This is a genomic window from Streptomyces sp. NPDC044704 (assembly GCF_056433525.1).
The window spans coordinates 1-25,498 of sequence record NZ_JBWKGY010000005.1; the positions used below are offsets into that span (position 1 = coordinate 1).

Annotated in this window: 14 protein-coding genes, 2 tRNA genes and 1 pseudogene; 7 read left to right on the forward strand and 10 right to left on the reverse strand. The window is 74.4% G+C overall.

The window, feature by feature from the left end; translation table 11 throughout:
• Positions 1 to 412: 412 nt before the first annotated feature.
• Positions 413 to 949, reverse strand: coding sequence for a MarR family winged helix-turn-helix transcriptional regulator (locus tag AC07B0_RS13845; RefSeq protein WP_214942474.1), 537 nt, complete (start codon positions 947 to 949; stop codon positions 413 to 415).
• A 122-nt stretch (positions 950 to 1,071) separates the two neighbouring features.
• Here AC07B0_RS13845 and AC07B0_RS13850 point away from each other — a divergent pair, with 122 nt between their 5' ends.
• Positions 1,072 to 2,370 (forward strand): MFS transporter, encoded by a 1,299-nt coding sequence (locus tag AC07B0_RS13850; protein WP_467296028.1) that lies wholly within the window; start codon positions 1,072 to 1,074, stop codon positions 2,368 to 2,370.
• 68 nt (positions 2,371 to 2,438) lie between these two features.
• Here AC07B0_RS13850 and AC07B0_RS13855 read toward each other — a convergent pair whose 3' ends face one another.
• Positions 2,439 to 4,169, reverse strand: coding sequence for an ATP-binding SpoIIE family protein phosphatase (locus tag AC07B0_RS13855; protein ID WP_356884177.1), 1,731 nt, complete (start codon positions 4,167 to 4,169; stop codon positions 2,439 to 2,441).
• Between the two features lie 146 nt (positions 4,170 to 4,315).
• Positions 4,316 to 5,734, reverse strand: a complete 1,419-nt coding sequence (locus tag AC07B0_RS13860) for an NAD(P)/FAD-dependent oxidoreductase (protein ID WP_467295781.1) — start codon at positions 5,732 to 5,734, stop codon at positions 4,316 to 4,318.
• Positions 5,735 to 6,076: 342 nt separating this feature from the next.
• Here AC07B0_RS13860 and AC07B0_RS13865 point away from each other — a divergent pair, with 342 nt between their 5' ends.
• Entirely contained in the window at positions 6,077 to 6,844 is a 768-nt protein-coding gene (locus AC07B0_RS13865) for a TetR/AcrR family transcriptional regulator (RefSeq protein ID WP_356884173.1), read from the forward strand.
• Between the two features lie 305 nt (positions 6,845 to 7,149).
• Complete coding sequence (locus AC07B0_RS13870; RefSeq protein ID WP_478898196.1) at positions 7,150 to 9,165, forward strand: sigma-70 family RNA polymerase sigma factor; 2,016 nt, start codon at positions 7,150 to 7,152, stop codon at positions 9,163 to 9,165.
• Here the strand turns inward: AC07B0_RS13870 and AC07B0_RS13875 are convergent.
• Positions 9,152 to 12,358, reverse strand: coding sequence for an AfsR/SARP family transcriptional regulator (locus tag AC07B0_RS13875; RefSeq protein ID WP_478898198.1), 3,207 nt, complete (start codon positions 12,356 to 12,358; stop codon positions 9,152 to 9,154). The two genes, AC07B0_RS13870 and AC07B0_RS13875, sit on opposite strands and share 14 nt — an antisense overlap.
• Before the next feature lie 1,001 nt (positions 12,359 to 13,359).
• Positions 13,360 to 15,708: an asparagine synthase-related protein gene (locus AC07B0_RS13880; RefSeq protein WP_469376963.1), complete on the reverse strand. Its 2,349-nt coding sequence runs from the start codon at positions 15,706 to 15,708 to the stop codon at positions 13,360 to 13,362.
• Positions 15,709 to 16,341: 633 nt separating this feature from the next.
• Here AC07B0_RS13880 and AC07B0_RS13885 point away from each other — a divergent pair.
• From AC07B0_RS13885 to AC07B0_RS13900, 4 genes are all read left to right on the forward strand, one after another.
• A complete protein-coding gene (locus tag AC07B0_RS13885; protein ID WP_478898199.1) occupies positions 16,342 to 17,985 on the forward strand; it encodes a sporulation protein in 1,644 nt (547 codons plus the stop codon).
• Between the two features lie 19 nt (positions 17,986 to 18,004).
• Positions 18,005 to 19,225 carry an L-2-hydroxyglutarate oxidase gene (gene lhgO, locus AC07B0_RS13890; RefSeq protein ID WP_478898201.1) on the forward strand — a complete coding sequence of 407 codons (1,221 nt, stop codon included), beginning with the start codon at positions 18,005 to 18,007 and terminating at the stop codon, positions 19,223 to 19,225.
• 108 nt (positions 19,226 to 19,333) lie between these two features.
• Positions 19,334 to 20,146 (forward strand): tRNA (guanosine(46)-N7)-methyltransferase TrmB, encoded by an 813-nt coding sequence (gene trmB / locus AC07B0_RS13895; RefSeq protein ID WP_469376969.1) that lies wholly within the window; start codon positions 19,334 to 19,336, stop codon positions 20,144 to 20,146.
• Positions 20,147 to 20,291: 145 nt separating this feature from the next.
• Positions 20,292 to 21,578 (forward strand): PrsW family intramembrane metalloprotease, encoded by a 1,287-nt coding sequence (locus AC07B0_RS13900; RefSeq protein ID WP_478898503.1) that lies wholly within the window; start codon positions 20,292 to 20,294, stop codon positions 21,576 to 21,578.
• On the opposite strand, the gene AC07B0_RS13905 is transcribed toward AC07B0_RS13900, so the two are convergent.
• The 5 genes and pseudogenes from AC07B0_RS13905 to AC07B0_RS13925 all read right to left on the reverse strand — a co-directional run.
• Positions 21,575 to 22,633 (reverse strand): M23 family metallopeptidase, encoded by a 1,059-nt coding sequence (locus tag AC07B0_RS13905; protein WP_356881381.1) that lies wholly within the window; start codon positions 22,631 to 22,633, stop codon positions 21,575 to 21,577. The genes AC07B0_RS13900 and AC07B0_RS13905 overlap by 4 nt on opposite strands.
• 316 nt (positions 22,634 to 22,949) lie before the next feature.
• Positions 22,950 to 24,050: a PP2C family protein-serine/threonine phosphatase gene (locus AC07B0_RS13910; protein WP_478864141.1), complete on the reverse strand. Its 1,101-nt coding sequence runs from the start codon at positions 24,048 to 24,050 to the stop codon at positions 22,950 to 22,952.
• Positions 24,051 to 24,335: 285 nt separating this feature from the next.
• Positions 24,336 to 24,409 (reverse strand) — tRNA-Met (locus tag AC07B0_RS13915).
• A 292-nt stretch (positions 24,410 to 24,701) separates the two neighbouring features.
• Positions 24,702 to 24,774: transfer RNA gene (locus tag AC07B0_RS13920), tRNA-Lys, on the reverse strand.
• Between the two features lie 184 nt (positions 24,775 to 24,958).
• Positions 24,959 to 25,498 (reverse strand): annotated as a pseudogene (locus AC07B0_RS13925) (DEAD/DEAH box helicase); the annotation flags it as partial.

Genomic DNA, 25,498 nt, shown 5'->3' on the forward strand with positions numbered 1-25,498 from the left:
CCGAAGTGGACGGGGTATCAACTTCTGGCGTTGATTTTTGGCACGCTGTTGAGTTCTCAAGGAACGGACGCTTCCTTTGTACTCACCCTCTCGGGCTTTCCTCCGGGCTTTCGTTCTGTGTTCTTGCGTTTCCGACTCTATCAGACTCTTTCGGGCCTGACTCCCAGTCAGCGGGGTTTGTCTTCCGGGCTGTTGGGCCCTTCCGACTCCCGAACTCTAGCTGATTTCCCCGGCAACCGATAATCGGGCCTTCGGAAATGAATTCGGACATGCCGAATTCATTCCCAGTGGGAGTTCGTGCTGAGTTGGGTGCCGCAACGAGGCGGCGGGATTCGTTGACGCCAAAACCTCTCGGCTCTGGGACAACTCGAAGAACCTTACGGACCCGCGGGGTCGGTGTCAACCCGGGAGGTCAGCCCCTCGACTGGAGGTCTTCCACACGGTCCAACAGTCGGGTGAGCATGTCGCCCAGGACTCCGCGTTCGGCCGTGGAGAGGTCCTGGAGGAGGTCCTCCTCGAAGACGGTCGCCGCGCGCATCGCGTCGAGCCACTTGCTGCGGCCCTCGTCCGTCAGCTCCACGATCACGCGGACCCGGTTGGACTCGTCGCGCTCACGGGTCACCAGGCCCTCCGCCGTCATGCGGTCGATCCGGTGGGTCATCGCCGCCGGCGTGAGGCCCAGCTGCTTCGCGAGCTCGCTCGGGCCCATCCGGTAGGGGGCTCCGGAGATGACGAGGGCCTTGAGGACCTCCCACTCCGCGTTGCTGATGCCGAGGGCCGCGGTCTGGCGCCCGTACGCGACGTTCATGCGGCGGTTCAGGCGGCTCAGCGCCGACACCACCTTCTCGACCTGGGGGTCGAGGTCCTGGAACTCGCGCTGGTAGACGGCGATCTGCTCATCGAGGCTCGGTTCGTGGACGGGCGTAGTGCCGTCGGGGGTGTCACCCATGCGTCGAAGTATGGCACGAACCCATTGGCGTCTAACTCCTTCGATGTGTAGAGTTAAGCATCTAAGTTTAGGGATGAAGTCTTCAGGCTTCAGCAATCAAGGTGGTGAAAGTGACCAAGGTGATGGGCGCTGCGATGCGGCGGATCCAGGCCGGGAACGCGCTGACCGCGTTCGGCATCGGCTTCACGGTTCCGTTCCTCTACATCTACGTGGCGCAGGTGCGAGATCTGGGCTCCATGGCCGCCACGAGCGCGTTCGTGGCGTTCGCGCTGGGCGCCCTCGTCGCGCTGCCCTTCACCGGTCGGGTCATCGACCGGCGGGGACCCGTCCCCGTGGTCATGGGTGCGGCCGTCGCCGCGTCGGCGGGCGCGCTCGCGCTCGGGCTCTCGACGGGGATCGTGCCGATCCTGCTGTCCGCACTGGCGCTGGGTGCGGGGCAGGCCGTCATGCAGCCGGCGCTCGCCACGATGATCGTGTGGTGCTCGACCCCGTCGACCCGTACGCGTGCCTTCGCCCTGCAGTTCTTCATGCAGAACCTGGGGCTCGGCATCGGCGGGCTCGTCGGCGGTCAGATCGTCGACGAGAGCCGGCCCGGCAGCTTCACCCTGCTGTTCGGCATCGAGGCCGTGATGTTCCTGGTCCTGGCGGCGGTCATCGCCACCGTGCGGATGCCGCAGGTGGCGGGCCTCAAGGACGCCATGCCGCAGAAGGACGCCGCCCAGGCGGGCGGCAGCGGCTGGAAGCGGCTGCTCCGCCACAAGGCGATGGTGCAGCTGTGCGTGCTGGGCTTCGTGCTCTTCTTCGCTTGTTACGGACAGTTCGAGTCGGGTCTGGCCGCCTTCGGTACCGAGGCCGCCGGGATCTCCCCCTCCACCCTCGGGTTCGCGCTGGCCGCCAACACGGGTGCGATCGTCGTCGCCCAGTTCGTGGTGCTGCGGCTCGTGGAGAAGCGTCGCCGGTCGCGGGTCATCGCGCTGGTCGGGCTGATCTGGACGGTGGCCTGGGTGATCGCCGGGTTCTCGGGGCTGGGGCACGGCAGCGCGACGATGGCGGCCGCCGCGTTCGTCACGACGTACGCGCTGTTCGGCATCGGTGAGGCCATGCTGTCTCCGACGCTGGCGCCGCTGGTGGCGGATCTGGCCCCGGAGGGTTCGGTCGGGCAGTACAACTCGGCGTTCGCCCTGGTGAAGCAGATGGCGCTGGCGCTCGGGCCGCTCGGCGTGCCGCTGGGTGCGGGGATCCCGATGCTCTACATCGGGCTGTTCGCGGTGGTCTCGCTGGGGATCGCCGGGCTGGCGCTGCGGCTCGGCAGGCAGTTGAGCCCGGTGCAGGACAACCCGTCGCTGAGCAGGGTCGTGGCGCAGGGCGGGCCGGTCGTCGGCGCCGCGAAGGCCGTCGCTCCGGAGCCCGCGCACGTGTAGGCGTACGGATGTGGATGTGAGACGGGGAAGGCCCCGGTCCTGTGGACCGGGGCCTTCCCCGTGTGCGGCTACTTGTCCGGGAGGGCGAACTCGCACCAGACGGCCTTGCCGCCGCCCGGGGTGCGGCGGGAGCCCCAGGACGAGGCGATGGTGGCGACGATGGAGATGCCGCGGCCGGTCTCGTCGGCGGGTTCGGCGCGGCGGCGGCGCGGGAGGTGGTCGTCCCCGTCGGTGACTTCGACGATCAGGCGGCGGTCGGTGCGCCGCAGCCGCAGCCGCATGGGCGGGGTGCCGTGCTGGAGGGAGTTCGCGACGAGTTCGCTGGCCGCGAGGACGCCGAGGTCGCACAGCTCGACCGGGAACCGCCAGGAGGCGAGGACGCCCTGGGCGAAGGCGCGGGCGCGCGGGGCTGCCTCGATGCCGCCGAGGAGTTCCAGGGCGGCGTTGTGGAAGAGCTCGGCGTCGGCGCCGGTGCGGGCGGGCTGCTGGAGGACCATCACGGCGACGTCGTCGTCGTGGTCGGCGTCCACGCCGAGGGCGCGCATCAGGCGGTCGCAGACGACGGCGGGGGTGCCCTGGGCGCCGGAGAGGGCGCGTTCGAGGGTGGCGACGCCTTCGTCGATGTCCTCGCCCCGGCGCTCGACCAGGCCGTCGGTGTAGAGGACGGCGGTGGAGCCGGGGCCGAGGGCGATGGTGCCCGAGGTGTGCAGCCAGCCGCCGGTGCCGAGCGGCGGGCCGGTGGGGTCGGCGGCGCGGCGTACGGTGCCGTCCTCGTCGCGGACCAGGATCGGGAGGTGGCCTGCGGAGGCGTACGCGAGGAGGCCCTCGTTGGGGTCGTGGACGGCGTACACGCAGGTGGCGATCTGGCTGGCGTCGATCTCGGCGGCGAGGCCGTCGAGGAGCTGGAGGACCTCGTGCGGGGGCAGGTCGAGGCGGGCGTACGCGCGGACGGCGGTGCGGAGCTGGCCCATGACGGCTGCGGCGCGGACGCCGCGGCCCATGACGTCGCCGATGACGAGGGCGGTGCGGCCGGCGCCGAGTGTGATGACGTCGTACCAGTCGCCGCCGACGGCGGCTTCGGTGCCGCCGGGCTGGTAGGTGGCGGCGATGCGGAGGTCGTCGGGCTGTTCGAGCTCCTGGGGGAGGAGGGAGCGCTGGAGGGTGACGGCGGCCTCGCGCTGGCGGCGTTCGCTGGCGCGCAGCCGGTCGACGGCTTCGGCGTGGTCGGTGACGTCCGCGAGGTGGACGAGGATCCCGGTGTGGTGGGGCTCCGTCGCGCCGTCGGCGGCGGTCTTGGGGAAGTCGACCGGGGTGCAGGTCACGGTGTAGGAGCTGCCGCCGCCGGGTGCGGTGCGGTTCTTGGCCGTACGGGGCTTGCCGCTGCGCTGGACCTGGTCGAGGAGTTCGAGGAGGCCGAGCTCGCCGAGTTCGGGGAGGGCCTCGTGGGCGGGGGCGCCGGTGGAGCGGGGGCCGAAGCCGGAGGTGTAGGCGTCGTTGACGTAGGCGACGCGGTGTTCGGGGCCGTGGACGAGCGCGACGAGGGCCGGGAGCAGGCCGAGGACCTCGCGTGCGGAGAGCTCGTCGAGGGCGGGGGTGGCGGCGAGCGGTGCCGTTCCGGTGCCGGAGACGGTGGCGTCGGCCGGGGCGTCCTCCGGTGGGAGCGTGGGGTGGGCGGCGGCGCCGCGGGCTGCCGGGACGGAGCCTTCGCCCCTCTTGGCCTGGGCGGCGGCGTGTTCGTTCCGGGCGGCGGCGCGGCGCTGCGTTCCGGGAAACCGGGCGCTCCAGCGCGTGAAGTTCACTGCGTTCAGGCCTCGTGGTGTCGCAAGTGGTCGCTGTGTCGCTCGTGGTCGGTCTCTGGACGGTGTCACCCGGCGCAAGGTCACTCTGTGCAGGTGTGAGCGCACCTATGGTCACACGTCCAGTGTGGCGGACCGCACTGACAACGTCAGCCCTGGCTGTCCTGCGGGGGGTCGGGGGCGGGGCGGGGCTTGGGGTGTGCCGGGCCTCCGCCTGCGGCGAGTTCGAATTCTGCCCTGGGGTGTTCGAGTGAGCCTAGGGAGACGATCTCCCGCTTGAACAGACCTGAGAGGGTCCATTCCGCAAGGACGCGCATTTTGCGGTTGAAGGTGGGGACGCGGCTGAGGTGGTAGGCGCGGTGCATGAACCAGGCGGGGTAGCCCTTGATCTTGCGGCCGTAGATGTGGGCGACGCCCTTGTGGAGGCCGAGGGAGGCGACGGAGCCGGCGTACTTGTGGGCGTACTCGGTGAGGACCTCGTCGCGCAGGGCGGCCACGAGGTTGTCGGCGAGGCGCTTGGCCTGGCGGACGGCGTGCTGGGCGTTGGGGGCGCATTCGCGGCCCGGTTCGGGGGCGGTGATGTCGGGGACGGCGGCGGCGTCGCCGGCGGCCCAGGCGTGTTCGACGCCTTCGACGGTGAGGAAGGAGGTGCAGGCGAGGCGGCCGCGTTCGTTCTTGGGGAGGTCGCAGGCGGCGAGGACGGGGTGGGGTTTGACGCCGGCGGTCCAGACGATGGTGCGGGTGGGGAACCGGGAGCCGTCGCTGAGGACGGCGACGCGGTTCTCGCAGGATTCGAGGCGGGTCTCCATCCGTACGTCGATGTTGCGGCGGCGCAGTTCGCGGACGGTGTAGGTGCCCATTTCCGGGCCCACCTCGGGGAGGATCCGGTCGCTGGCCTCGACCAGCACCCACTTCATGTCCTCGGCCTTGACGTTGTGGTAGTACCGGGCGGCGTAGCGGGCCATGTCCTCGAGTTCGCCGAGGGCCTCGACGCCCGCGTATCCGCCGCCGACGAAGACGAAGGTCAAGGCGGCGTCGCGGATCGCCGGATCGCGGGTGGAGGAGGCGATGTCCATCTGCTCGATGACGTGGTTGCGCAGGCCGATGGCCTCTTCGACGGTCTTGAACCCGATGGCGTAGTCGGCGAGGCCGGGGATGGGGAGGGTGCGGGAGACGGATCCGGGTGCGAGGACGATCTCGTCGTATTCGATCTCGATGTCGCCGGTGCCCTCCTCGGCGGTGGCGAGGGTGGTGACGGTCGCGGTGCGCTTGGCGTGGTCGATGCGCCGGGCCTCGCCGATGACGATGCGGCAGCGGTCGAGGACGCGGCGGAGCGGTACGACGACGTGGCGGGGGGAGATCGAGCCGGCGGCGGCCTCCGGGAGGAAGGGCTGGTAGGTCATGTACGGCTCGGGGGTGACCACCGTGACCTCGGCCTCGCCGGATCTCAGCTTCCGCTGGAGGCCCAGGGCCGTGTACATGCCGACGTATCCACCGCCGACGACGAGGATGCGCGTGCGGGGCGGGGTACCGGGTGCGTCGCCCCGGGAGTTAGCAGCCTTCACCACCCCATGACGCAACGTGGCTGGGAGTTTGTCCACAGGCCCGTCAAATTGTGTGACCGGTGGGGGTGCCGTGACGGGTCTGCCGACGGGTTGGGCTCGGGGTGCAGGTCCGCAGGTCAGGGGGTGCGGAGGGGATGATTCCGGAGGCTTCCGGGGAAAATGTGGGGGTGAATGCTCCGATCGGGCGGCGCTCGGTCCGGGGCTGCCTCTTCTGAATTGACTCTGGCTCAACTATGTTCGTATCTCGTCGAGGAGTAGGACCGGGGCCCTCGTGACCGTGGCCCCCCTCGACACGAAGGCGGGGAGTGTCTCCGGGGGGAGACAAATGATTACCGGGGGATACACATGCACATTTCCGATTTCCATGGTTCTGCCACCGCTCTGTCTGCCGAGAGCGGCGGCCGCGTGATGGCAGGCACGACGACCCACGGGGTGGGCCGTTCGACGCCGCTGCGCGTCGACGCCCAGCGCAACCTCGAACACGTCCTGCGCGCGGCCCGCGAGGTATTCGGCGAGCTGGGCTACGGGGCTCCGATGGAGGACGTGGCGCGCCGCGCACGCGTCGGCGTCGGCACCGTCTACCGGCGGTTCCCGAGCAAGGACGTCCTGGTCCGCCGCATAGCCGAGGAGGAGACCGCCCGGCTGACCGAGCAGGCCAAGTCCGCACTGGGCCAGGAGGAGGAGCCGTGGCAGGCGCTGTCGCGCTTCCTGCGCACCTCCGTGGCCTCCGGGGCGGGCCGGCTGCTGCCGCCGCAGGTCCTGCGGGTCAACGCGGAGGGTGAGGACGCGGCCGAGGAGGCGGCGGCCCGAGTGCCGCACCAGCGCCAGGCCGTCGTGGGCGGGGCGCCCGACCTGCGGGTCGTGGGTGCGCGGAGCTCCGTCGAGGACGAGATCGCGGACGACTCCGGCGCGGGTGCGCTGCTGGAGGTCGTCGGACGTCTGGTGGACCGCGCCCGGGAGGCCGGCGAGCTGCGTGCCGATGTCACGGTGGCGGATGTGCTGCTGGTCATCGCGACCGCGGCGCCCGCGCTGCCGGACCCGGCCCAGCAGGCCGCGGCTTCGGCCCGGCTGCTCGACATCCTGCTCGAGGGGCTGCGCTCCCGGACGGCGTGAGCCGGTTCGGGGAGTAGCCCTTCGGGGTCCTGTACCCGGGACGTCGTCGGGCCGGGGCCGGCCTTCGGGCGCGGTGCCGGTTCGGCGGCGGCCGGGGGTGTGGGTCCGCCGAGGTGGGCGGGAGGTGCCGTCCGTCAAGGGGGTTCCTCGAACAGGAGGTCGCTCGAACGGGTGAGGATCTGGACGGCGATTCGCCGAGCCTTGCCCGGATGAGTGGATGGTGCGCGGAGCGGACCGGGGTGCCTTCGCCGTGTGACACGCTGGATCGGTGTACCGGTTGAGTGTGGCGTGCGGAGGCTTCCGCGATGAACGTTGACGGGCGGGACGAGTCTCGCGGTGGTGCCGGTGGCGAGGTCGAGTCGGGCAGCCTGCCCGCCCGCCAGGTCCCGGCCCAGCGCGAACCACGCGGCCGGCATGCCGCCCCGGTGGCGGGGGGTGCCGATCTGCCCCCGTCCGATGCGGACTTGGTCGTCCGGATGCGCGGCGGTGACGACGGCGCCTACGAGGAACTGTTCCGCCGGCACGCCGATGCCGTACGGCGTTACGCCCGCACCTGCTGCCGCGACGGTCACACCGCCGACGACCTGACCGCCGAGGTGTTCGCCCGGACGCTCCAGGCGGTGCGCGGCGGGGCCGGGCCGGACCAGTCCGTGCGCGCCTATCTGCTCACCACCGTGCGGCGGGTCGCCGCGGCATGGGCGAAGACCGCCAAGCGGGAGCACCTGGTCGAGGACTTCGCGCTGTTCGCGGAGCAGGCAGCCACCGGTGCCGAGAGCGCTGCCGGGCTGGGCGGGACCGACACGCTCGAACTGGGCGCCGACGTACGGGCGATGCACGAGGCCGAGCAGTCGTTGGCCATGCAGGCCTTCCGGAGCCTGCCCGAGCGGTGGCAGGCCGTGCTGTGGCACACCACCGTCGAGGAGGCCTCGCCGAGCGCGATCGCCCCGTTGTTCGGGCTCAGCGCCAATGCGACGGCGGTGCTGGCCAGCCGGGCCCGGGAGGGCCTCAAGCAGGCCTACCTCCAGGCGCACGTGAGTTCCGCGCTGAGTGAGGGCGGGGACTGCGCGCGGTACGCGGACCGGCTGGGCGCCTATGCCCGGGGCGGGCTGCGGGTGCGGGCCGAGCGGGGGCTGCGCAAGCACCTGGAGGAGTGCGCCAAGTGCCGTCTCGCCGCCGGGGAGCTCAAGGACGTCAACGCGGGCATTCCCGCGCTGCTGCCGGTCGCGGTCATCGGGTGGTTCGCCGCCGGGTACGCGGCGAAGGCGGCCGGGGTGGTGGCCGGTGGGGCCGTGGCCGCGAGCGGGGCCGGCGCGGCCGCCGCCGCGGCGGGCGGTTCCTCGGCGGGTGCGGGAGCCGCCGGCGCCGGCGGGGTGGGTGCCGCCGGTGGGGCGGGGGCCACTGCCGGAGCCGGGGCCGGGGCCGCGGGTGGTGCCGCGGGTGGTGCCGGAGGTACGGGCGCCGGGGGTGCGGGCGCCGGGGGTGCGGCGGTGTCGGAGGGGCTGGGGCTGCCGGCCAAGGCCGCCATCGCCGCCGGTCTGGCCGTCGCGGCGGCCGCCGGGGTGGTGTTCGCCCTGGCCGGGGACGAGCCCGAGCAGCCGGCCGTGGCGAAGCCGACGCCCGGCATGGTGGCGCCGGTGGTGCCGCGGCCGAGCCCCTCGCCCACGCCGCCCGAGTCGAGTCCCGCGGGGGCTCCGGCGCCGGCGCCGCGGGGTTCCGTACCGCCTCGGCGTACCAGCGCACCGCCCGCGCCCGCGGCTTCCGTGCCGGCGTCGAAGCCGGCTCCGGCGCCGGCTGCGCCGAGCGGGGAGCCGAAGCCCTCGCCGACGCGGGCGAAGCCTTCGCCGACGCCTTCGCCCGCTCCGCCGCCGCCGAAGCCGAAGCCGCCGGCCGGGTTCCCGCTGGCCCGGCTGGGGCATTCGGCGTACGGGGAGCACAGCGGTCCGGAGCTGGAGACCTGGCGCAGCAGCTGGGTGTGGCAGCGGTGGGGGCTGGAGGCCGGGGGGCAGCGGTTCGGGCAGGGGATCACCGTCAACTCCCGTTCCTCGGTGGAGATCACCCTGAACCGGCAGTGCACCGCCTTCTCGGCGCGGGCCGGGGTGGACGGGCTGTCCCTGCTGACCGACGGCACGGTGCGGTTCTCCGTCTACGGCGACGGGCAGCGGCTGTGGCGCTCGGGCGTGCTCGGGTACGGGGACGCGCCGGAGGCCGTGAACGTGTCGCTGGCCGGGCGCGGGTCACTGCGTCTGGTGGTGGAGCAGGCCGGGCAGGGGCGGCTGCCGACGCTGGCGAGCTGGGCCGACGCGGTGATCAGCTGCCGTTGAGTTCGGCCGCCACGTCCTTCGGGGTCAGGGCCCGGCCCTCGGCTTCGGCCCGGGCGTGGCCGTCCGGGCCGAGGAGGGCGCGGGTGCGGGCGGGCAGTCCGTCGAGGGCGGTCTGGTCGGGGACCGGGCGGGGGTGACCGGCGCGCCAGGCGGTGGCCGCGGCGAGGAGGCGCACGGAGTCGGCGGCGCGTCCGGCGTCGGCCAGGAGCAGGGCGGCGGTCTCGGCGAGGCCGGCCAGGAAGCGTTCGGCGCAGTGGCCCTCGACGGCGGCGGCGAGGGCGGGCCCGAGGAGGGCCAGGCCGGCGTCGGGGCCGTGTGCGCGGGAGGCGAGGACCGCCTCGACGGTGTCCAGTCCGGCGGTGAGCTGCGCGGGTACGGTCATCCGGGCCGTCTCCGTACGGGCCTGCTCGTGGGCGGCGCGGGCGCGGGCGGTGTCGCCGCGCTGGAGGGCGAGGAGGGCGGCGATGAGCCGGGAGAAGAGGGTCACGTCGTACACGCCGCCGAAGCGGTCGGCCTCGCGGTCGGCTTCGGCGAGGAGCCGTTCGGCGTCGTCGTAGTCCCCGGCGCAGTAGGCGGTCTCCGCGATCCGGGCGATGGCGAAGGGCGCCTCGATGTGGGCGCCGACCTCCCGGGCGAGGCGCAGGCACTCCTCGTACTCGGTACGGGCTTCGGCGTACCGGCCGTGGGAGAGGGCGAGCTCTCCGGCGGCGCTCGCGACCTGGGCGCGGGTCCAGCGGTCGCCTACGCGGCGGGCGATCTCGTGGAGTTCGGCGAGGTCGGCGTCGGCGGTGTGCAGTCCTCCGGTGAGGTCGATGGCCACGTGGGTGCGCAGGAGGAGGACGATGCCGAGTTCCCAGTCGCCGCCGTGGCGGCGGCAGTTGGCGACGGCCCGGTCGAGGTCGGCGTGGAAGTCGAGGGTGTCGCCGGTGAGGAAGGCGGTGGTCGGCCAGAGCATGCCGGGGAACCGGGCGGACTCCGGGGAGCCGCGGCGGAAGACCTCCTTGATGCGGGCGGCGAGGTCGCCGTACTCGGGCGTCCGGAACGTTTCGCCGGTGCTGCTCTCGGCGATCAGGAAGAAGTTGAGGACCTGGAGCCGCATCAGGCGCCAGTACGCGGGCGATCCCTCGGGGGCGTCCGCCGGGGTGAGGGCGAGGATCCGGGAGGTCCATTCGGCGCCTTCGCCGCGGTAGCTGCGCAGCCACCAGAACCAGCCGAGGGCGAAGACGAGGCGCTGGGCGGTCTCGACGTCGGGGGCGGTGGCGGTGGTGGTGTGGAGGGCCGCGCGGAGGTTGTCGAGTTCGGTCTCGACGCTGCGGATCCAGGGGAGCTGGTCGGCGGAGCGGATGCGGGGTTCGGCCTCCTCGGCGAGGGCGAGGTAGTGGGCGGCGTGGCGGGCGGCGGTGGCGCGGGCGGCGGCCGGGTCGGAGGCGGCGCGTTCGGTGGCGTACTCGTGGATGGTTTCGAGCATCCGGTAGCGCATGCCGGTGCCGTCGGGGCCGGGGGCGGCGACGACGAGGGACTTGTCGACGAGGGAGCCGAGGATGTCCGCGACGTCGTACGCGGGGTCCGCGCACACCTCCTCGGCGGCCGCGAGGTCGCAGCCGCCGGCGAAGACGGACAGCCGGGTCAGGACGGCCCGTTCGGCCTCGTCGAGCAGGTCCCAGGACCAGTCCACGACCGCGCGCAGCGTCTGCTGCCGGGGCAGGACGGTCCGGGCCCCGCCGGTCAGCAGCCGGAACCGGTCGTCGAGCCGGTCGGCGATCTGGCGCGGGGTGAGCAGCCGCAGCCGGGCCGCGGCCAGCTCGATCGCCAGCGGCAGCCCGTCCAGGCGCGAGCAGATCTCGGCGGCCGCGGCCGGGTCGTCGGCCGGGGAGAAACCGGGGCGCGCGGCGGCCCCGCGGTCGGCGAGGAGCCGCAGCGCGACCGGGTCCGGCAGCGGCTCCACCGGCCGCAGGAACTCCCCCGGCACGCCCAGGGGCTCGCGGCTGGTGGCCAGGATCCGGACGCCGGGGCAGTGGGTGAGGAGGCGTTCGGCGAGCTCGGCGGCGGCCCCGATGACGTGCTCGCAGTTGTCCAGTACGAGGAGCAGGCGGCGGTGCGCGCAGTGCTCCACGAGGCTGGCCGTCGGGTCGGCGGTGGGGGTCTTCTCCCGGGCGACGAGGGTGCCGTCGCGCAGGCCGAGGGCGCTGAGGACCGCGCCGGGCACGGCCGAGGGGTGGTCGAGGCGGGCGAGTTCTACGAGCCAGCCGGGCTCGGGGTGGGCGGCGGCCGCGTGCTCGGCGAGACGGGTCTTCCCGGAGCCGCCCGGTCCGGTGAGGGTGACGAGGCGGCGGCGGGTCAGGTCGGCTTCGAGCGCGGCGAGTTCGGGCTCGCGGCCGACGAAGGAGGTCAGGCGGGGGCGGAGGTTGCCGCGCGGCGGGGGCGGGGTCTCGGGGCGGGGCTCGGGCTCGGGCTCGGGCTGGAGGAGTTCGGCGTGCAGGGCGCGGAGCGCGGGTCCGGGGTCGGTGCCGAGGCCTTCGGCGAGGGCCTTGCGGGTGCGCTCGTACGCGGCGAGGGCGTCGGCGGGGCGGCCGGCCGCGCGGAGGGCGCGGAGCTGCTGGAGGCGCAGGTGCTCGTCGTACGGGTGCTCGTGGATCAGCGCCTCGATCTCCGGGAGGAGTTCGGCCGGGGCGGTGGTACCGGCACGCAGCTCGGCGTCCACGCGGTCGCGCAGGGCGGCGGTACGGCGGGCCTCGGGCGCGGTGGCGTGGGCGCTGCGGGCGGGCTCGGGCAGGTCGGCGAGGGCGGGGCCGCGCCACAGGGCGAGGGCCTCGCGCAGGGTCGCGGCGGCGCCGGCGGGGTCGGAGGGCCGCTGCCGGGCGGCGTGGGCCGTCAGCCGGGTGAAGCGGTGGAGGTCGACGTCGTCCCGGTCGGCGGCCAGCCGGTAGCCGCCTGCGGGGTCGGCCCGGACCGCGTCGCGGGCCCCGAGGGCGCGGCGGAGCCGGGAGACGAGGGCCTGGAGGGCGGCGGGGGCGTCCTGGGGCGGGTCGTCGCCCCAGACCTCGTCGATCAGGGCGGTGACGGACGCGGCGGCCTGACCTCCCGCGCGCAGCGCGAGGGCGGTGAGGAGCGCGCGCAGGCGGGCGCCGCCGAGGATGAGGGGGGCGCCGGTCTCGTCATGTGCCTCGGTGACGCCGAGGATGAGGTACCGCACCGGACAAGTCTGCCTTGCCCCTGCGGGGGGCGTGCGGGGATTTCCGGGCGGCCGGGCCCCGGAAGGCACCCGGACCCGCCCGGCCGGGATCCCCCCGCGACCCGGAATCCGGCTGTGGGCCGCGGCCGGGGCCCCGGCGGGGAGCGCCCCGCGACCTCCGGAACGACCCCAGCCGGAACGAACCCGAGCCCGCGGCTGGACCCCCGCCGGAAACCCGGGCCCGCGGCACGACCCCAGCCGGGACCGAACCGGGCCCGCAGACCGGCCCGGGAGCGGCGGGCAGCCCGGCACTCGACCCGGGCCTCCGGCAACCCCAGCCGGGACCGAACCGGAACCCGCGGCGCGACGCGCGCCAGAAACCCGGGCCCGCGCCACGACCCCCAGCCGGGACCCAACCGGGCCCGCAAACCGGCCCGGGATCGGAGAACAGCCCGGCACTCGACCCGAGCCTCCGGCACCACCCCACCCAGAACCCGAACCGAAACCCGCAGCGCGACCCGCGCAGAAACCCGGGCCCGCGCCACCACCCCAGCCAGGACACAACCAGGCCCACAAACCGGCCCGGGATCGGAGAACAGCCCGGCACTCGACCCGAGCCCCCGGCACCACCCCAGTCGGAACCCACCCGGGACCCGCGCCACGACCCCAGCCGGAAACCCGAGCTCGCGGCACCAGCCCAGGCGGAAGCCGGACCGGGACCCGCGGCGGGACCCGAGTCGGAGCGGCGTGCGCGGTCCCAGTGGATCAGCGGCCCACCAGGCGGCGGGCCTTCGCAGCCCCGGCCCGTCACGGGGGGTGGTGCGCGGCCCCCGGCGGCTCGGTCGGCCGGGGGTGGTCCGGCGGGGTCAGCGGGCCGCTGGGCGGAGCGGCGTTGGGGGGCGGTCCGGCGGCAGCGGGCGGCGTGGGGAGTGCGCGCGGTCGGGTCAGCGGGCCGCTGGGCGGAGCGGCGCTGGGGGGCGGTCCAGGGGCAGCGGGGGGCGTTGGGGGTACCCAGGGTCGGGTCAGCGGTCTGCTGGGCGGCGTTGGGGGGTCGGGCGGAGGTGGAGGGGGACGCCGGGGGTCAGGCGGGGCAGGGGGGTGTCAAGGACGGGGACGGCGCGGCGGCGGGGGGTGGAGGTGCCGGTCCAGCAGGTGCCGCGGCGTGCGAGGAGGCGGCGCAGCCACAGTTCCATCGAGACGAGTTCCGCGAGTCCGTCGAGCGGGACGGGCCGGCCGTCGGCGGCGTCGATGAGGGCCTGCCGGACGACGCGGGCCTCGATCAGGCCGGCGTCGGCCAGCAGCGGGGCCGTGAAGAGGGACAGGAGGTGTTCCAGGGCGGCGCGCAGCCCGAGCCGGGTCGCGGTCTCGTTCGGGGTGTGGGCGGTGGCGCCCCAGCCGGGCGGGAGTTCGCGCACTCCGGCGGAGGCGAGGACGCTGCGCAGGATCGCGGCCCGGGCGCCGGGCTGCACGCGCAGGGATTCCGGCAGGGCGCGGGCGGCCCGTACGACCTGGTTGTCGAGGAAGGGGGCGTGCAGCCGCTGGCTGCGGACCTCGACGGCCTGTTCGAAGACCCGGTGGTCGGCGGCGTGCCGGGTCAGCACGGAGCGGGCGCGGGCCTCGCCGGGGCGCAGCGACAGCGGGGGGCGTCCGGCCGCGGTGCCGAGACGGATCGATACTTCCGCCAGGGCTTCGCCGGTGAGCCAGGCCGCGGCGGGGCCGGGGCGGGACCAGGTGAGGGCGGCGAGGGAGGCGTCGACGGGGCTGGCCACGCTGCCTTCGACGACGCCTTCGCGCAGCCGGGCCGCGGCGGCTTCGATGCCCGCGCGGTACGGGGTACGGGCGAGGCGGCGGGCTGCCGAGTAGACGGTGAGGGGGACGAGGAGGGACTCCCCGGAGGCCGAGGCGGAGCGGGCGAGGGCGGCGACGGGGCGCAGCAGGTGGCGGCGTCGGCGGTCCATGAGGAGGTCGGCGAGCCGGGCGGGGTGGGCGTCGAGGACCTGGCGGGCTCCGTGGCCGACGAAGTGGTCGGCGGAGCCGGCCGCCAGGCGGCGGCGTTCGCGGGCGGCGGAGACGAGGGAGGGGCCGGGTTCGTCGGTGAGGGGCCCGTCGAGGTCGGCGTACGGGAGGGCTTCCTCGGCGGCCGCGACGACGACGTGGTGGAGCCGGGGGCTGGCGGCGATGGCGTGGGCGCGTTCGAGTTCGGCCTCGCGGCCCTGGGGGGTGGCGAGGTCGTTGAAGGTGACGGCGAGGAGCCGCGAGCCCGAGCCGGGGATGGTGCCCGGGGCGCCGGGCAGCCCGGCGGCGAGCAGCGCGAGGGTGGCGGAGGCGCTGCCGCCGGAGAGGTCGGCGCCGACTCCGGGTGCGGGGGCGCCGCGGGCCGCGCGCCGGTCGGCCGGGCCCATTCCGGGCACGGGTCCGGGGTCGGGAACAACTGTTTCGGGAGCATGCCGGGGCGCCGTGAGCCGGGCGCGCACCGCGTCGACCAAAGCTTCCCGTACGCCCTCCACCGCGCGCTCGGGGTCGGCTTCGGGGGCGGCCACGGCGAGGGAGGCCACGGGCTCGTAGCCGGTGATCTCGCGGGAGCCCTCGCGCAGGATCAGGGTGTGGCCGGGCGGGATGCGCCGAACGCCCGCGTACGGTGTGCCGTCGCCCAGTGCTTCCGGGCTGTCGGGGCAGGCCAGGAGGGCGGCGAGGTGGCCGACGTCGAGCTGCGCCTCGATGAGGTCGGCGAGGGGGAGGGCGGCGGTGGCGTACGCGGTGCCGCCGGCCCAGGGCGTGTAGAAGACGGGCCGGGCGCCGGCGAGGTCGCCGAGGACGGTGATGCGGCGGCCGGCCTGGACGACGGCGGTGTAGCTGCCGGACCACTGGGTGAGGTGGCGCAGGGCGCCGCCGCGGGCGGCGTAGAGGGCGCGTCTGAGCTCGGCGTCGGTGGCGCCGCAGCAGCCGAGTACGGCGAGGCGGGTGAAGGGGTCCGCGGGGTCGGCGGTGACGGTGCGGATCTCGTCGGGGCGCCAGTCGCCGACGGCCCACAGCGGGTCGGGGTCTCCCCACAGGAGCTGGGCGCCGACGGGATGGACGGTGCGGTCGGCGTCCTGGGCGGCGGGGTCGTCGGGGTAGGCGGCGTCGGCGAGGCCTCCGCGCGGCTGGTCCCCGTACGCGCCGTGGGCGGCGCCGCCGTAGCCGTGACCGGAGCCTCCGTGGCCGGACGTGCCGTACCCGCCGGATCCCCCGTACCCGCCGGATCCCCCGTACCCGCCGGATCCTCCGTACCCGCCCGGGGCGCCGTACGCGCCCGTTCCGCCCTGGCCGGAGACGCGCCCGGCCGTGCCGAAGCTCGCGGCGATACTGCTCCAGCCGACCAACCAGCGCACCGCCGCCTCCCCCAGCCTGTGGGCAAATGACCGGGGCGGTGCGCGGCTTCGGACGACACGGTCAGCGCTGAGGGCGCGGCCGGCGAGGCCCCGGGTGGCTCGGGGTCCATGCTGCCACGAGACGGGCGTGCGAGAGCGACTTCGGGGGGCGCACATGTAAACGAATACGCCCCGGCTACACGGTATTTGGCGTTCCGTTCCCACCGCCCCATAGGTCGGTTTCGGCCATTCTTCGGCCGTACTGAGTGCCCGCGCCGGCCGTCGCGGGGGCGCGGTCCGGGAGGTGGGACGCACCCCCCGGACCGTTCCGCCACCCGCGGGGATTGAGGCAGCGGCATCCCCCGGCCCACCTGATCCACGTGGCGGGCCGACCCACGCACCGCACATCGAATCGCCGCGCTCCGGGAGGAACCAGAGCGCACGGCCGGGCGCACGGCCACACGGCCGGAGCACGGGCTGACACGTGCGCCCCGGGCACGGGCCCCGGCCCGACTGTGCATACGGACAACAATCCCGCCATACGGAAGGCGGGGCCTTAACGCTTGGGAGGCGGGGAACTACGCTGGGTTTACGAAATGCCGGGCGCCTATGCCCCGGCGGCGTCTGCGTTCCGCGTGTGACGAGGGGTGGCGCATGTCCAGGGAGCTCCGCGAGCCCAACGAGAAGCTCGGCGCCGTCCTCGCCCTGGCGGGCATCAGCAACGCCGGGCTGGCCCGGCGGGTCAACGACCTCGGCGCACAGCGCGGTCTGACGCTTCGCTACGACAAGACCTCGGTCGCCCGCTGGGTGTCCAAGGGGATGGTGCCGCAGGGCGCGGCCCCGCACCTGATCGCCGCCGCCATCGGGGCGAAACTGGGCCGCCCGGTGCCACTGCACGAGATCGGGCTGGCGGACGCGGATCCGGCACCCGAGGTCGGACTGTCCTTCCCCCGCGACATCGGCGCGGCCGTGCGGTCCGCCACCGACCTCTACCGGCTCGACCTCGCCGGCCGGCGCGGCGGTGGCGGGATCTGGCAGTCGCTCGCCGGTTCCTTCGCGGTGTCGGCGTACGCGACGCCCGCCTCGCGGTGGCTGATATCTCCGGCCGACAGCTCGGTGGCGCGCGAACCGGTCCCCGTACGGGAACCCGCACCGGGCACCGCACCCGGCGGCCCCGCCGCCGTACCCGCCCCGGCGGCACGCGCCGCGGCCGTCTCCGCCGTCCCGGCCCAGCGGCCCGCCCCCGCCCGGCCGGCCGTCGAACACCCCGCGCAGGGCGTTGTGCCCGCGCCGCCCGGAACCGAAACCGCGCCGCAGGGCGCCGCGGCCACCGCCGCGTCGGCGGCGGCCCAGGCATCCGCACCCTCCGACGCCTCCCCGCAGCGCGTCGGGCACAGCGACGTGACGAAGCTGCGCGAGGCCGCCGAGGACGCGCGCCGCTGGGACTCCAAGTACGGCGGCGGGGACTGGCGTTCGTCGATGGTCCCCGAGTGCCTGCGGGTGGACGCGGCGCCGCTGCTGCTCGGCTCCTACACCGACGAGGTGGGCCGCGCGCTGTTCGGCGCGACCGCCGAACTGACCCGGCTGGCCGGCTGGATGGCCTTCGACACCGGCCAGCAGGAGGCGGCCCAGCGGTACTACATCCAGGCGCTGCGGCTCGCCCGCGCGGCCGCCGACGTACCGCTCGGCGGGTACGTCCTGGCCTCCATGTCCCTCCAGGCGACCTACCGGGACTTCCCGGACGAGGGCGTGGACCTCGCGCAGGCCGCCGTCGAACGCAACCGCGGCCTCGCCACCGCCCGCACCATGAGCTTCTTCCGCCTCGTCGAGGCGCGCGCCCACGCGAAGGCGGGCGATTCGGCGGCCGCCGGAGCCGCGCTGCGGGCCGCCGAGGGCTGGCTGGAGCGCTCCCGGGAGGGCGACGCCGACCCGACCTGGCTGGGTTTCTACTCGTACGACCGTTTCGCGGCGGATGCGGCGGAATGCTACCGGGACCTCAAACTCCCCCGGCAGGTACGCCGCTTCACCGAGCAGGCCCTGTCCCGCCCCACGGAGGAGTACGTGCGCTCGCACGGGCTGCGGCTGGTGGTGAGCGCGGTCGCCGAGCTGGAGTCGGGCAACCTCGACGCGGCGTGCGCGGCCGGCACCCGCGCGGTGGAGGTCGCGGGCCGGATCTCCTCGGCGCGGACGAACGAGTACGTACGGGACCTGCTGCACCGGCTGGAACCGTACGGGGACGAACCGCGCGTCGCTGAGCTCCGCGAGCGGGCCCGGCCGCTGCTGGTGACACCCGCGTAGCCCCGTTGTCGGTGGCGGGGTGCAGTATGCAGGGGTGGGAGGTGTCAGCGTGGACTGCGACGTGCTGGTGATCGGTGGTGGGATCGTCGGCCTGTCGACCGCGCATGCCCTGTCACGCCTGGCCCCGGGGACGCGCGTGGTCGTCCTGGAGAAGGAGGCCGGCCCGGCCCGGCACCAGACGGGCCGCAACAGCGGCGTCATCCACAGCGGGATCTACTACCGCCCCGGATCCCTCAAGGCGCGCTTCGCGGTGCGCGGCGCCGCCGAGATGGTCAAGTTCTGCGCCGAGCACGGCATCCCGCACGAGGTCACCGGCAAGCTGATCGTCGCGACCGACCGCCGCGAGCTGCCCCGCCTGCACGCGCTCGTCCAGCGCGGCCGGGAGAACGGCATCCCCGTGCGCGAGCTCGGCCCGGCGCAGATCGCGGAGTACGAACCGGAGGTCCGGGGCCTCGCCGCGATCCGCGTCGGCACGACCGGCATCGTCGACTACGGGCGGGTGGCGGCGCAGCTCGCCGAGTCCTCGGGCGCGGAGATCGTCTACGGCGGTGCGGTGGACCTCGTCTCGCGCCGCCCGTCGGCCGTGGCGGTGCGCACCACGTCCGGGCTGGTCGTCCGGGCGAAGGTCCTGGTCAACTGCGCGGGGCTGCAGTGCGACCGGATCGCGCGGCTGGCCGGTGACGACCCGGGCATGCGGATCGTCCCCTTCCGCGGTGAGTACTACGACCTCGCGCGGCCGGACCTGGTCCGGGGGCTGGTCTACCCGGTGCCCGACCCGGCGTTCCCCTTCCTCGGCGTCCACCTCACGCGGGGCATCGGCGGCGGCGTCCACGTCGGGCCGAACGCCGTGCCGGCGCTGGCCCGCGAGGGTTACGGCTGGTCGACCGTCCGGCCGCGCGACATCGGCTCCGAGCTGGCCTGGCCGGGATCCTGGCGGATGGCCGCGCGGCACTGGCGGTACGGGGCGGGAGAGATCCGGCGCTCGCTGTCGAAGCCGGCCTTCACCGAGGCGGTGCGCAGGCTGCTGCCGGCCGTCACGTCGGCGGACCTGACCCCGGCGGCGGCCGGGGTGCGGGCGCAGGCCGTGCTGCGGGACGGGACGCTCGTCGACGACTTCCTGATCCGGGAGGCCCCGCGGACGGTGCACGTCCTGAACGCGCCCTCGCCCGCGGCGACCGCGTCCCTGCCCATCGGCCGCGAGGTCGCGGCCCGGGCCCTCCGTACCCTCCGCACCTCCTGACCCCGGCCGGGCGCCGGGTCGCCGGGCCGCCGTGCCGGGAGGGCCGGCCGGGCCGGTGGGGCCGGCGATCGGCGAGGGAGGGGGCGCGCCGCGTAGAATCCGGGCATTGTGTCTGAGTCCCCGAATCCCCAGCCCAGCCTCCCGGACACCGCGCCGGAGGCGTCCTCGTACGTGCCCCCCAAGTGGCGCACCGAGCCCCGCTTCCCCGACGGCCCCGCGCCCGACCCGGCCGGGTCGCACCACGAGCGCCGCATCCGCAGCTTCCAGCCGCGCCGCAGCCGGGTGACCACCGGCCAGGGCGAGGCCCTGAAGCGGCTCTGGGGAACCTGGGGCCTCGACATCGACGGCCACGAGGTCATCGACCTCAACCGGCTCTTCGACGGCCTGCCCGTGGTCCTGGAGATCGGCTTCGGCATGGGCGAGGCGACCGCCCAGATGGCCGCCGCCGACCCCACCACCGGCATCCTCGCCGCCGACGTGCACACGCCCGGCCAGGGCAACCTCCTCGCGCTCGCGGAGCGCAACGGCCTCACGAACGTCCGCGTGGCCAACGGCGACGCGATCATCCTGCTCCGCGAGATGCTGCCGCCCGACTCCCTCGCCGGACTGCGCGTGTACTTCCCGGACCCCTGGCCCAAGGCCCGCCACCACAAGCGCCGGCTGATCCAGCCAGAGTTCCTCGACCTGGCGGCGACCCGCCTGGCACCCGGAGCCGTGCTGCACTGCGCGACCGACTGGGAGCCGTACGCCGAGCAGATGCTCGAAGTCCTCACCGCGCACCCCGACTTCGAGAACACCCAGCCGGACGGCGGCTACGCCCCGCGCCCCGACTTCCGTCCCCTCACCCGCTTCGAGGGCCAGGGACTGGACAAGGGCCACGTGGTGCACGACCTCCTCTTCAGCCGCGCCGACCGCACCTGACGGCGACCCCGACTCCCGTTCGAGCACGCCCAAGACCGAGTACAACCGCCACAACGTCACTCCGAGTGTCCGACCCGCTCGGTAGGGTCATGATGTGTTCCGAGCGCTCTCCCGTGTGCTCGCACGCCCGTCGGGCACGGCCCGCATGTGCGTGCTCGTCGCCCTGCTCACCGCCACCGGGATCGCGATCCTCGAACTCGTGCGGGAGCAGACCGGCACCGCCGGATTCTTCGTCGGTCTCGGCCTGGCCCTGCTGCCGGTGCCGCCGCTCATGGCGGCGTTCCGGTGGCTGGGCCGGGCCGCGCCCGGCCCCTGGCGGCAGTTGCTGTTCTGCTTCGGCTGGGGGGCCTGCACCGCGGCGCTGATCGCCATACTGGCCAACGACTTCGCCACGCAGTGGGTCGCCGCGGCCACCGCCGACCCCTCCGACGCCGACCAGCTCGGCTCGGTCGCGATCGCCCCCGTCGTCGAGGAGAGCGCCAAGGCGGCCGCCCTGCTCCTCGTGTTCGTCTTCCGAAGACGCCACCTCGCGGGCCCCGCCGAGGGGTTCGTGCTCGCCGGGTTCACGGCCACCGGCTTCGCCTTCACCGAGAACATCCTCTACCTGGGCAACGCCTTCTACGAGGACGTGGCGAACGGCACCGCCGTACTGGACTCCGTGACGGCGGCGACGTTCTTCGTACGGGTGGTGCTGTCGCCGTTCGCGCACCCGCTGTTCACCGTGCTGACCGGGCTCGGCTTCGGGGCGGCCTCGCTCAGCGCCCGCCGTTCGCACCGTTTCTGCCTGCCCCTGCTGGGCCTGGCGCTGGCCATGGGCACGCACGCCCTGTGGAACGGCTCCTCGCACTTCGGTGAGTACGGTTTCTACGCGGTCTACGGCTGCGTGATGGTCCCGGCGTTCGGGCTGCTGCTGTGGCTGGCCGTGCTGCTGCGGCGCCACCGGCTCCGGGCCGTCACCGCCGAGCTGTCGGTGTACGCCCGCGCGGGCTGGCTCGGTCCCGCGGAGGTACCGGCCCTGGCTTCGCTGCCGGCCCGCTCACTGGCACGGGCCCTCGCCCGCGCCACCGGAGGCCGCCCCGCCGCCCGGGCGGTGTCCCGCTACGCGGCGGACGCCACCGCCCTGGCCGTGCTGCGCCACCGCGCCCGGCGCCGTGGCCCGGCCCGGGAGCCGGACTTCGCCGAGCGGGAGCGGGAGTTGCTGCACGGGCTCTGGCTCCGCCGGGCGACGGCCGGCCCCGCGCTGGCCCGGGCAGCCGTACTGGAGGAACTGCTGCCGCCCCGCTCCGGCCCGGCCGGGGCGAGCGCTCCGGCCCCGGCTTCCGTCCCGGCCCCGGCGGGCGCACTGGCCGGCGTACCGGCCCCGAGACGGCGCCGCGCGACGGAACCGGCCGAACCGGCCGAACCGGCCGGAGTCGGACCGCACCGCTCCTAGACGCTGAGGCCCTTGCCGTTCAGCCACGCCATCGGGTCCATCGTCGACCCGCCCTTGCGCACCTCGAGGTGGAGGTGGGCGCCGGTGACGTTGCCGGTCGCGCCGACGCGGCCGATGGTCTCGCCCGCGCCCACCGCACCGGAGGTCACCGACATCGAGGACAGGTGGCAGTACCAGATCTCCGTACCGTCATCGAGCTGGAGCACGATCCGGTAGCCGTACGCGCCGGACCAGCCCGCCGAGATGATCTTTCCGCCGCCGACCGCCTTGACCGGGGTCCCGGTCGGGGCGGCGAAGTCGAGGCCGGTGTGGTGGCCGGAGGACCACATGGAACCGGCGGCGCCGTAGCGGGAGGTGAGGGTGTAGGCGGAGGTCGGGAGGAACCAGCCGCCCGCCGACTTGGCCGCGGAGGCCGGGGCCGGGGCGGCCTCCGCCTTCGTCTTGGCGGCCGCGGCGTCGGCCGCGGTCTTCTCGGCGGCGGCCTGGTCCGCGGCGGCCTTCTCGGCGGCCGCGCGCACCGCCTCGGCCTCCTTGTCGGCCGCTTCCTTCTGGGTCCTGGCCTCCTGGGCGGCGGCTTCGCGGGCGATCCGCTCGGCTTCCGCGCGGGCCTGCGCGTCGGTGGCGTCCTGCTGCGACTCGGCCTGCTGGAGAATGCGGCTGCGCAGCGCCTCGCCCGCGTCGGCCTGTCCCTGTGCGTCCGCCTGCTGGGGGACGCCCGCGTTCTGCGCGTCCGCGGCGGCCTTCGTCGCGGCGGTGTCCGCGCCGTCCGCGCCCTTCGCGCTGTCCCCGCCGATCAGGTCCGGGATCGACGGCATGGATATGGAGACCTGGGGCCGGTCCTGCGCGGTGGCGATGCCGCCCGCGCCGACCGCCGCGATCACGCCGACGCCGAGCACGGTCGAGCTGCGGGCGAGTCCGCCGCGCTGCTTGAAGACGCGGTGCTTGCCGCGGGGCGGCCGGGCCGAGTCCTCGGTGGGGTTCCACTCGCCCCAGGCACCCGCGGTGGGGGTCTCCTGGACGTCGGTGCCTTCGTGGGCAGGCGAGTTGGAGGCCACCGGGGCACACTCCTCATGGGCGAGAACGCGCGCGGTGTCGCCTCTTGCGACGACTGGGACGACCGCACTGCGTTATCGAAAGGTAATAGACGCGGGGGAGTGATTCCAAGCTGTTGCGACTGATCGTTAACGCCAATCAGCCACGCACTGCACAGCTCTGGCCTGCACATTCATCCCTTATCGCGATCAACTCGGGCAAATTTCAGTCTTATCCCTCACCACTTCAGCCACATTGGCCAAATGACGACCCGTCAACGGTCTTGCTGAGAGCACCCTGTTCACCACGTACGGTCACGACGCAGCGCTCCGGCCGGGCTCACGCCTCCTCGCGCGGCACCACCGGGACGGTCCGCCTCCGCTCCGGCTGCCCCTCTCCGGGCCGGCCCACCGCCAGCAGTGCCATGTCGTCGGTCGCTCCGCCGCCCGTGTGGCGGCGCACGTCGCTGCTGAGCGCGTCGAGCACCTCGTCCGGTCCGGGGAAGACCCGCCCGCGCAGCCGGGCCGCCGGATCGTAGAAGGTCCCGGCTGCGTCGCGGGCCTCGGTGAGCCCGTCCGTGAACAGGAGCAGGGTGCAGCCGGCCGGGAAGGCCCACTGCGCGGCCCGGTCCGGCGGGCCGAGGGCGGCCAGCTCGCCCAGCCCCAGCGGCAGGGCGGGTTCGGCCGGGGCGAGCACCAGCAGGTCCCCGTCGGCGCGGAGCAGCAGCGGCTCGGGGTGCCCCCGGTTGAGCAGCCGGAGCAGTTCGGCGCCCGGCGGGATCTCCCCGAGCACGCACGTCGTGAACCCCTCCACCGCGTCGAGGCTGTCGCGCCGGACGCCCTCCCGGGCCAGGGCCCGCTCCAGCCGCTGTGCGAGCCGCTCCAGGGTGGGTTCGGTGTCCGCCGCCTCGCGGAAGGCGCCCAGGACCACCGCCACGGCCTCCACGGCCCCCAGCCCCTTGCCGCGTACGTCGCCCACCGCGAGCCGTACCCCGTACGGGGTGTCCTGGACGGCGTACAGGTCGCCCCCGATGAACGCGTCGGCCTGCGCGGCCTCGTACCGGGCGGAGACGTGCAGCCCCGCGATCCGGTCGGCCGGGGTCGGCAGCACGGCCCGCTGGGCGGCCTCGGCGATCCCGCGCGCGGAGGCGAGCCGCTCCACGCTGCGCCGGACGACCCGGTTGATCAGCAGGGCCAGCCCGGACACGGTCAGTACGGTCGCCAGCTCGGTCAGCGCCTCGACCTTCAATCCGGTGCCCGCGTAGGCGTGCAGGCCCACGACGGCGAGCGAGGCGGCCACTCCGGTCAGGGCGGTCCCCCGGAAGCTGAACAGGGGGGCGGCGACGAGCGGTGCGGCGGAGAAGAAGGGGGAGCCCGTGAAACTGGGCGGGGTCAGCAGGTTGAAGACGAGCCCGATCGCGATCAGCAGCGCGGGCAGCATCCGGACCGCCCGCGGAGCCGCGCCGGCCCCGCCACCGGCGACGGTCGCGCGTTCGTTGCCCTGCCGGCCCAGCCCCGCCACGCTGCTCTCCTGCCGCCCGGTCCCGCCTCGCCCCCTCAAGGCTGGCGGTCGGGTCCCACAGCGGGCGACCGGGGCCGGGCCGATCGGGTGACGCCGCGCACGGCGAACGGGACTTACGGACGCGCGGGCCGGCGGCGTACGACGGGGAACGCCAGGGAACGACGAAGGCCCGGTTCCACAAGGGAACCGGGCCTTCGTACTGAGTAGCGGGGACAGGATTTGAACCTGCGACCTCTGGGTTATGAGCCCAGCGAGCTACCGAGCTGCTCCACCCCGCGTCGGTAAACCCAACTCTACGTCATCCGGGGGACGCCCCCCACCAATTAACGCGCCGGACACCCTCGGACAGGGCATCACCGCAGGTCAGAGGCCGAATAAACGATCCAGGAGCGAGCTGCGCCCACCCCGCACCCCCCTTCCTCCCCTCACAGTGAGCAGAGAAAGTCGATAAAGCGGCAATAGGGCGCGCCGCGCTCCACCGGCCCGGAAACGACTGAGCGCCCCTCCTGGCCGAAACCAGAAGGGGCGCTCAGCGCCAGGTCGGGGGGGGTGCCCCCGCCCTGTGAGCGGTAGGCCATGTCGGACTCGAACCGACAACCAACGGATTAAAAGTCCGCTGCTCTGCCAATTGAGCTAATGGCCCTCCACGTGCTCACCCCAGAGCATAGCCGGAGAGGGGCTGGTGACCGATCGGGTATCGCCGGGTGTGGCCCCGGCGGTTTCCCGCCATCCGTCGTACGAGGGGTGGCGGGGCCCGGAAAACGGCCCGGCCCCCACCGCACCGGAGTGCTGTGGGGGCCGAGTCGGTGTCAGATGACGCTCAGGCGTCAGCCGTTGCGCTTCCAGCGGGGCTTGTCGTCACGACGGCCGCCGAAGGAGCCGGTCGAACCGGAGCCGGAGGGGCGGTTGTCGTCACGACGGCCGTAGGGGCGGTCGCCGGCGCCGCCGGAGCGGAAGCCACCGGACGGACGGTCATCGCGGCGGAAGCCGCCACGGTCGCCACCACGGTCATCACGGTTGAAACCACCGGACGGACGGTCGTCGCGACGGAAGCCGCCACCACGGTTGTCATCACGACGGTCACCACCGGAACGGAAACCACCCGACGGACGGTCATCGCGGCGGAAGCCACCACGGTCGCCACCACGGTCATCACGGTTGAAACCACCGGACGGACGGTCGTCGCGACGGAAGCCGCCACCACGGTTGTCATCACGACGGTCACCACCGGAACGGAAACCACCCGACGGACGGTCATCGCGGCGGAAGCCACCACGGTCGCCACCACGGTCGTCACGGTTGAAACCACCGGACGGACGGTCGTCGCGACGGAAGCCGCCACCACGGTTGTCATCACGACGGTCACC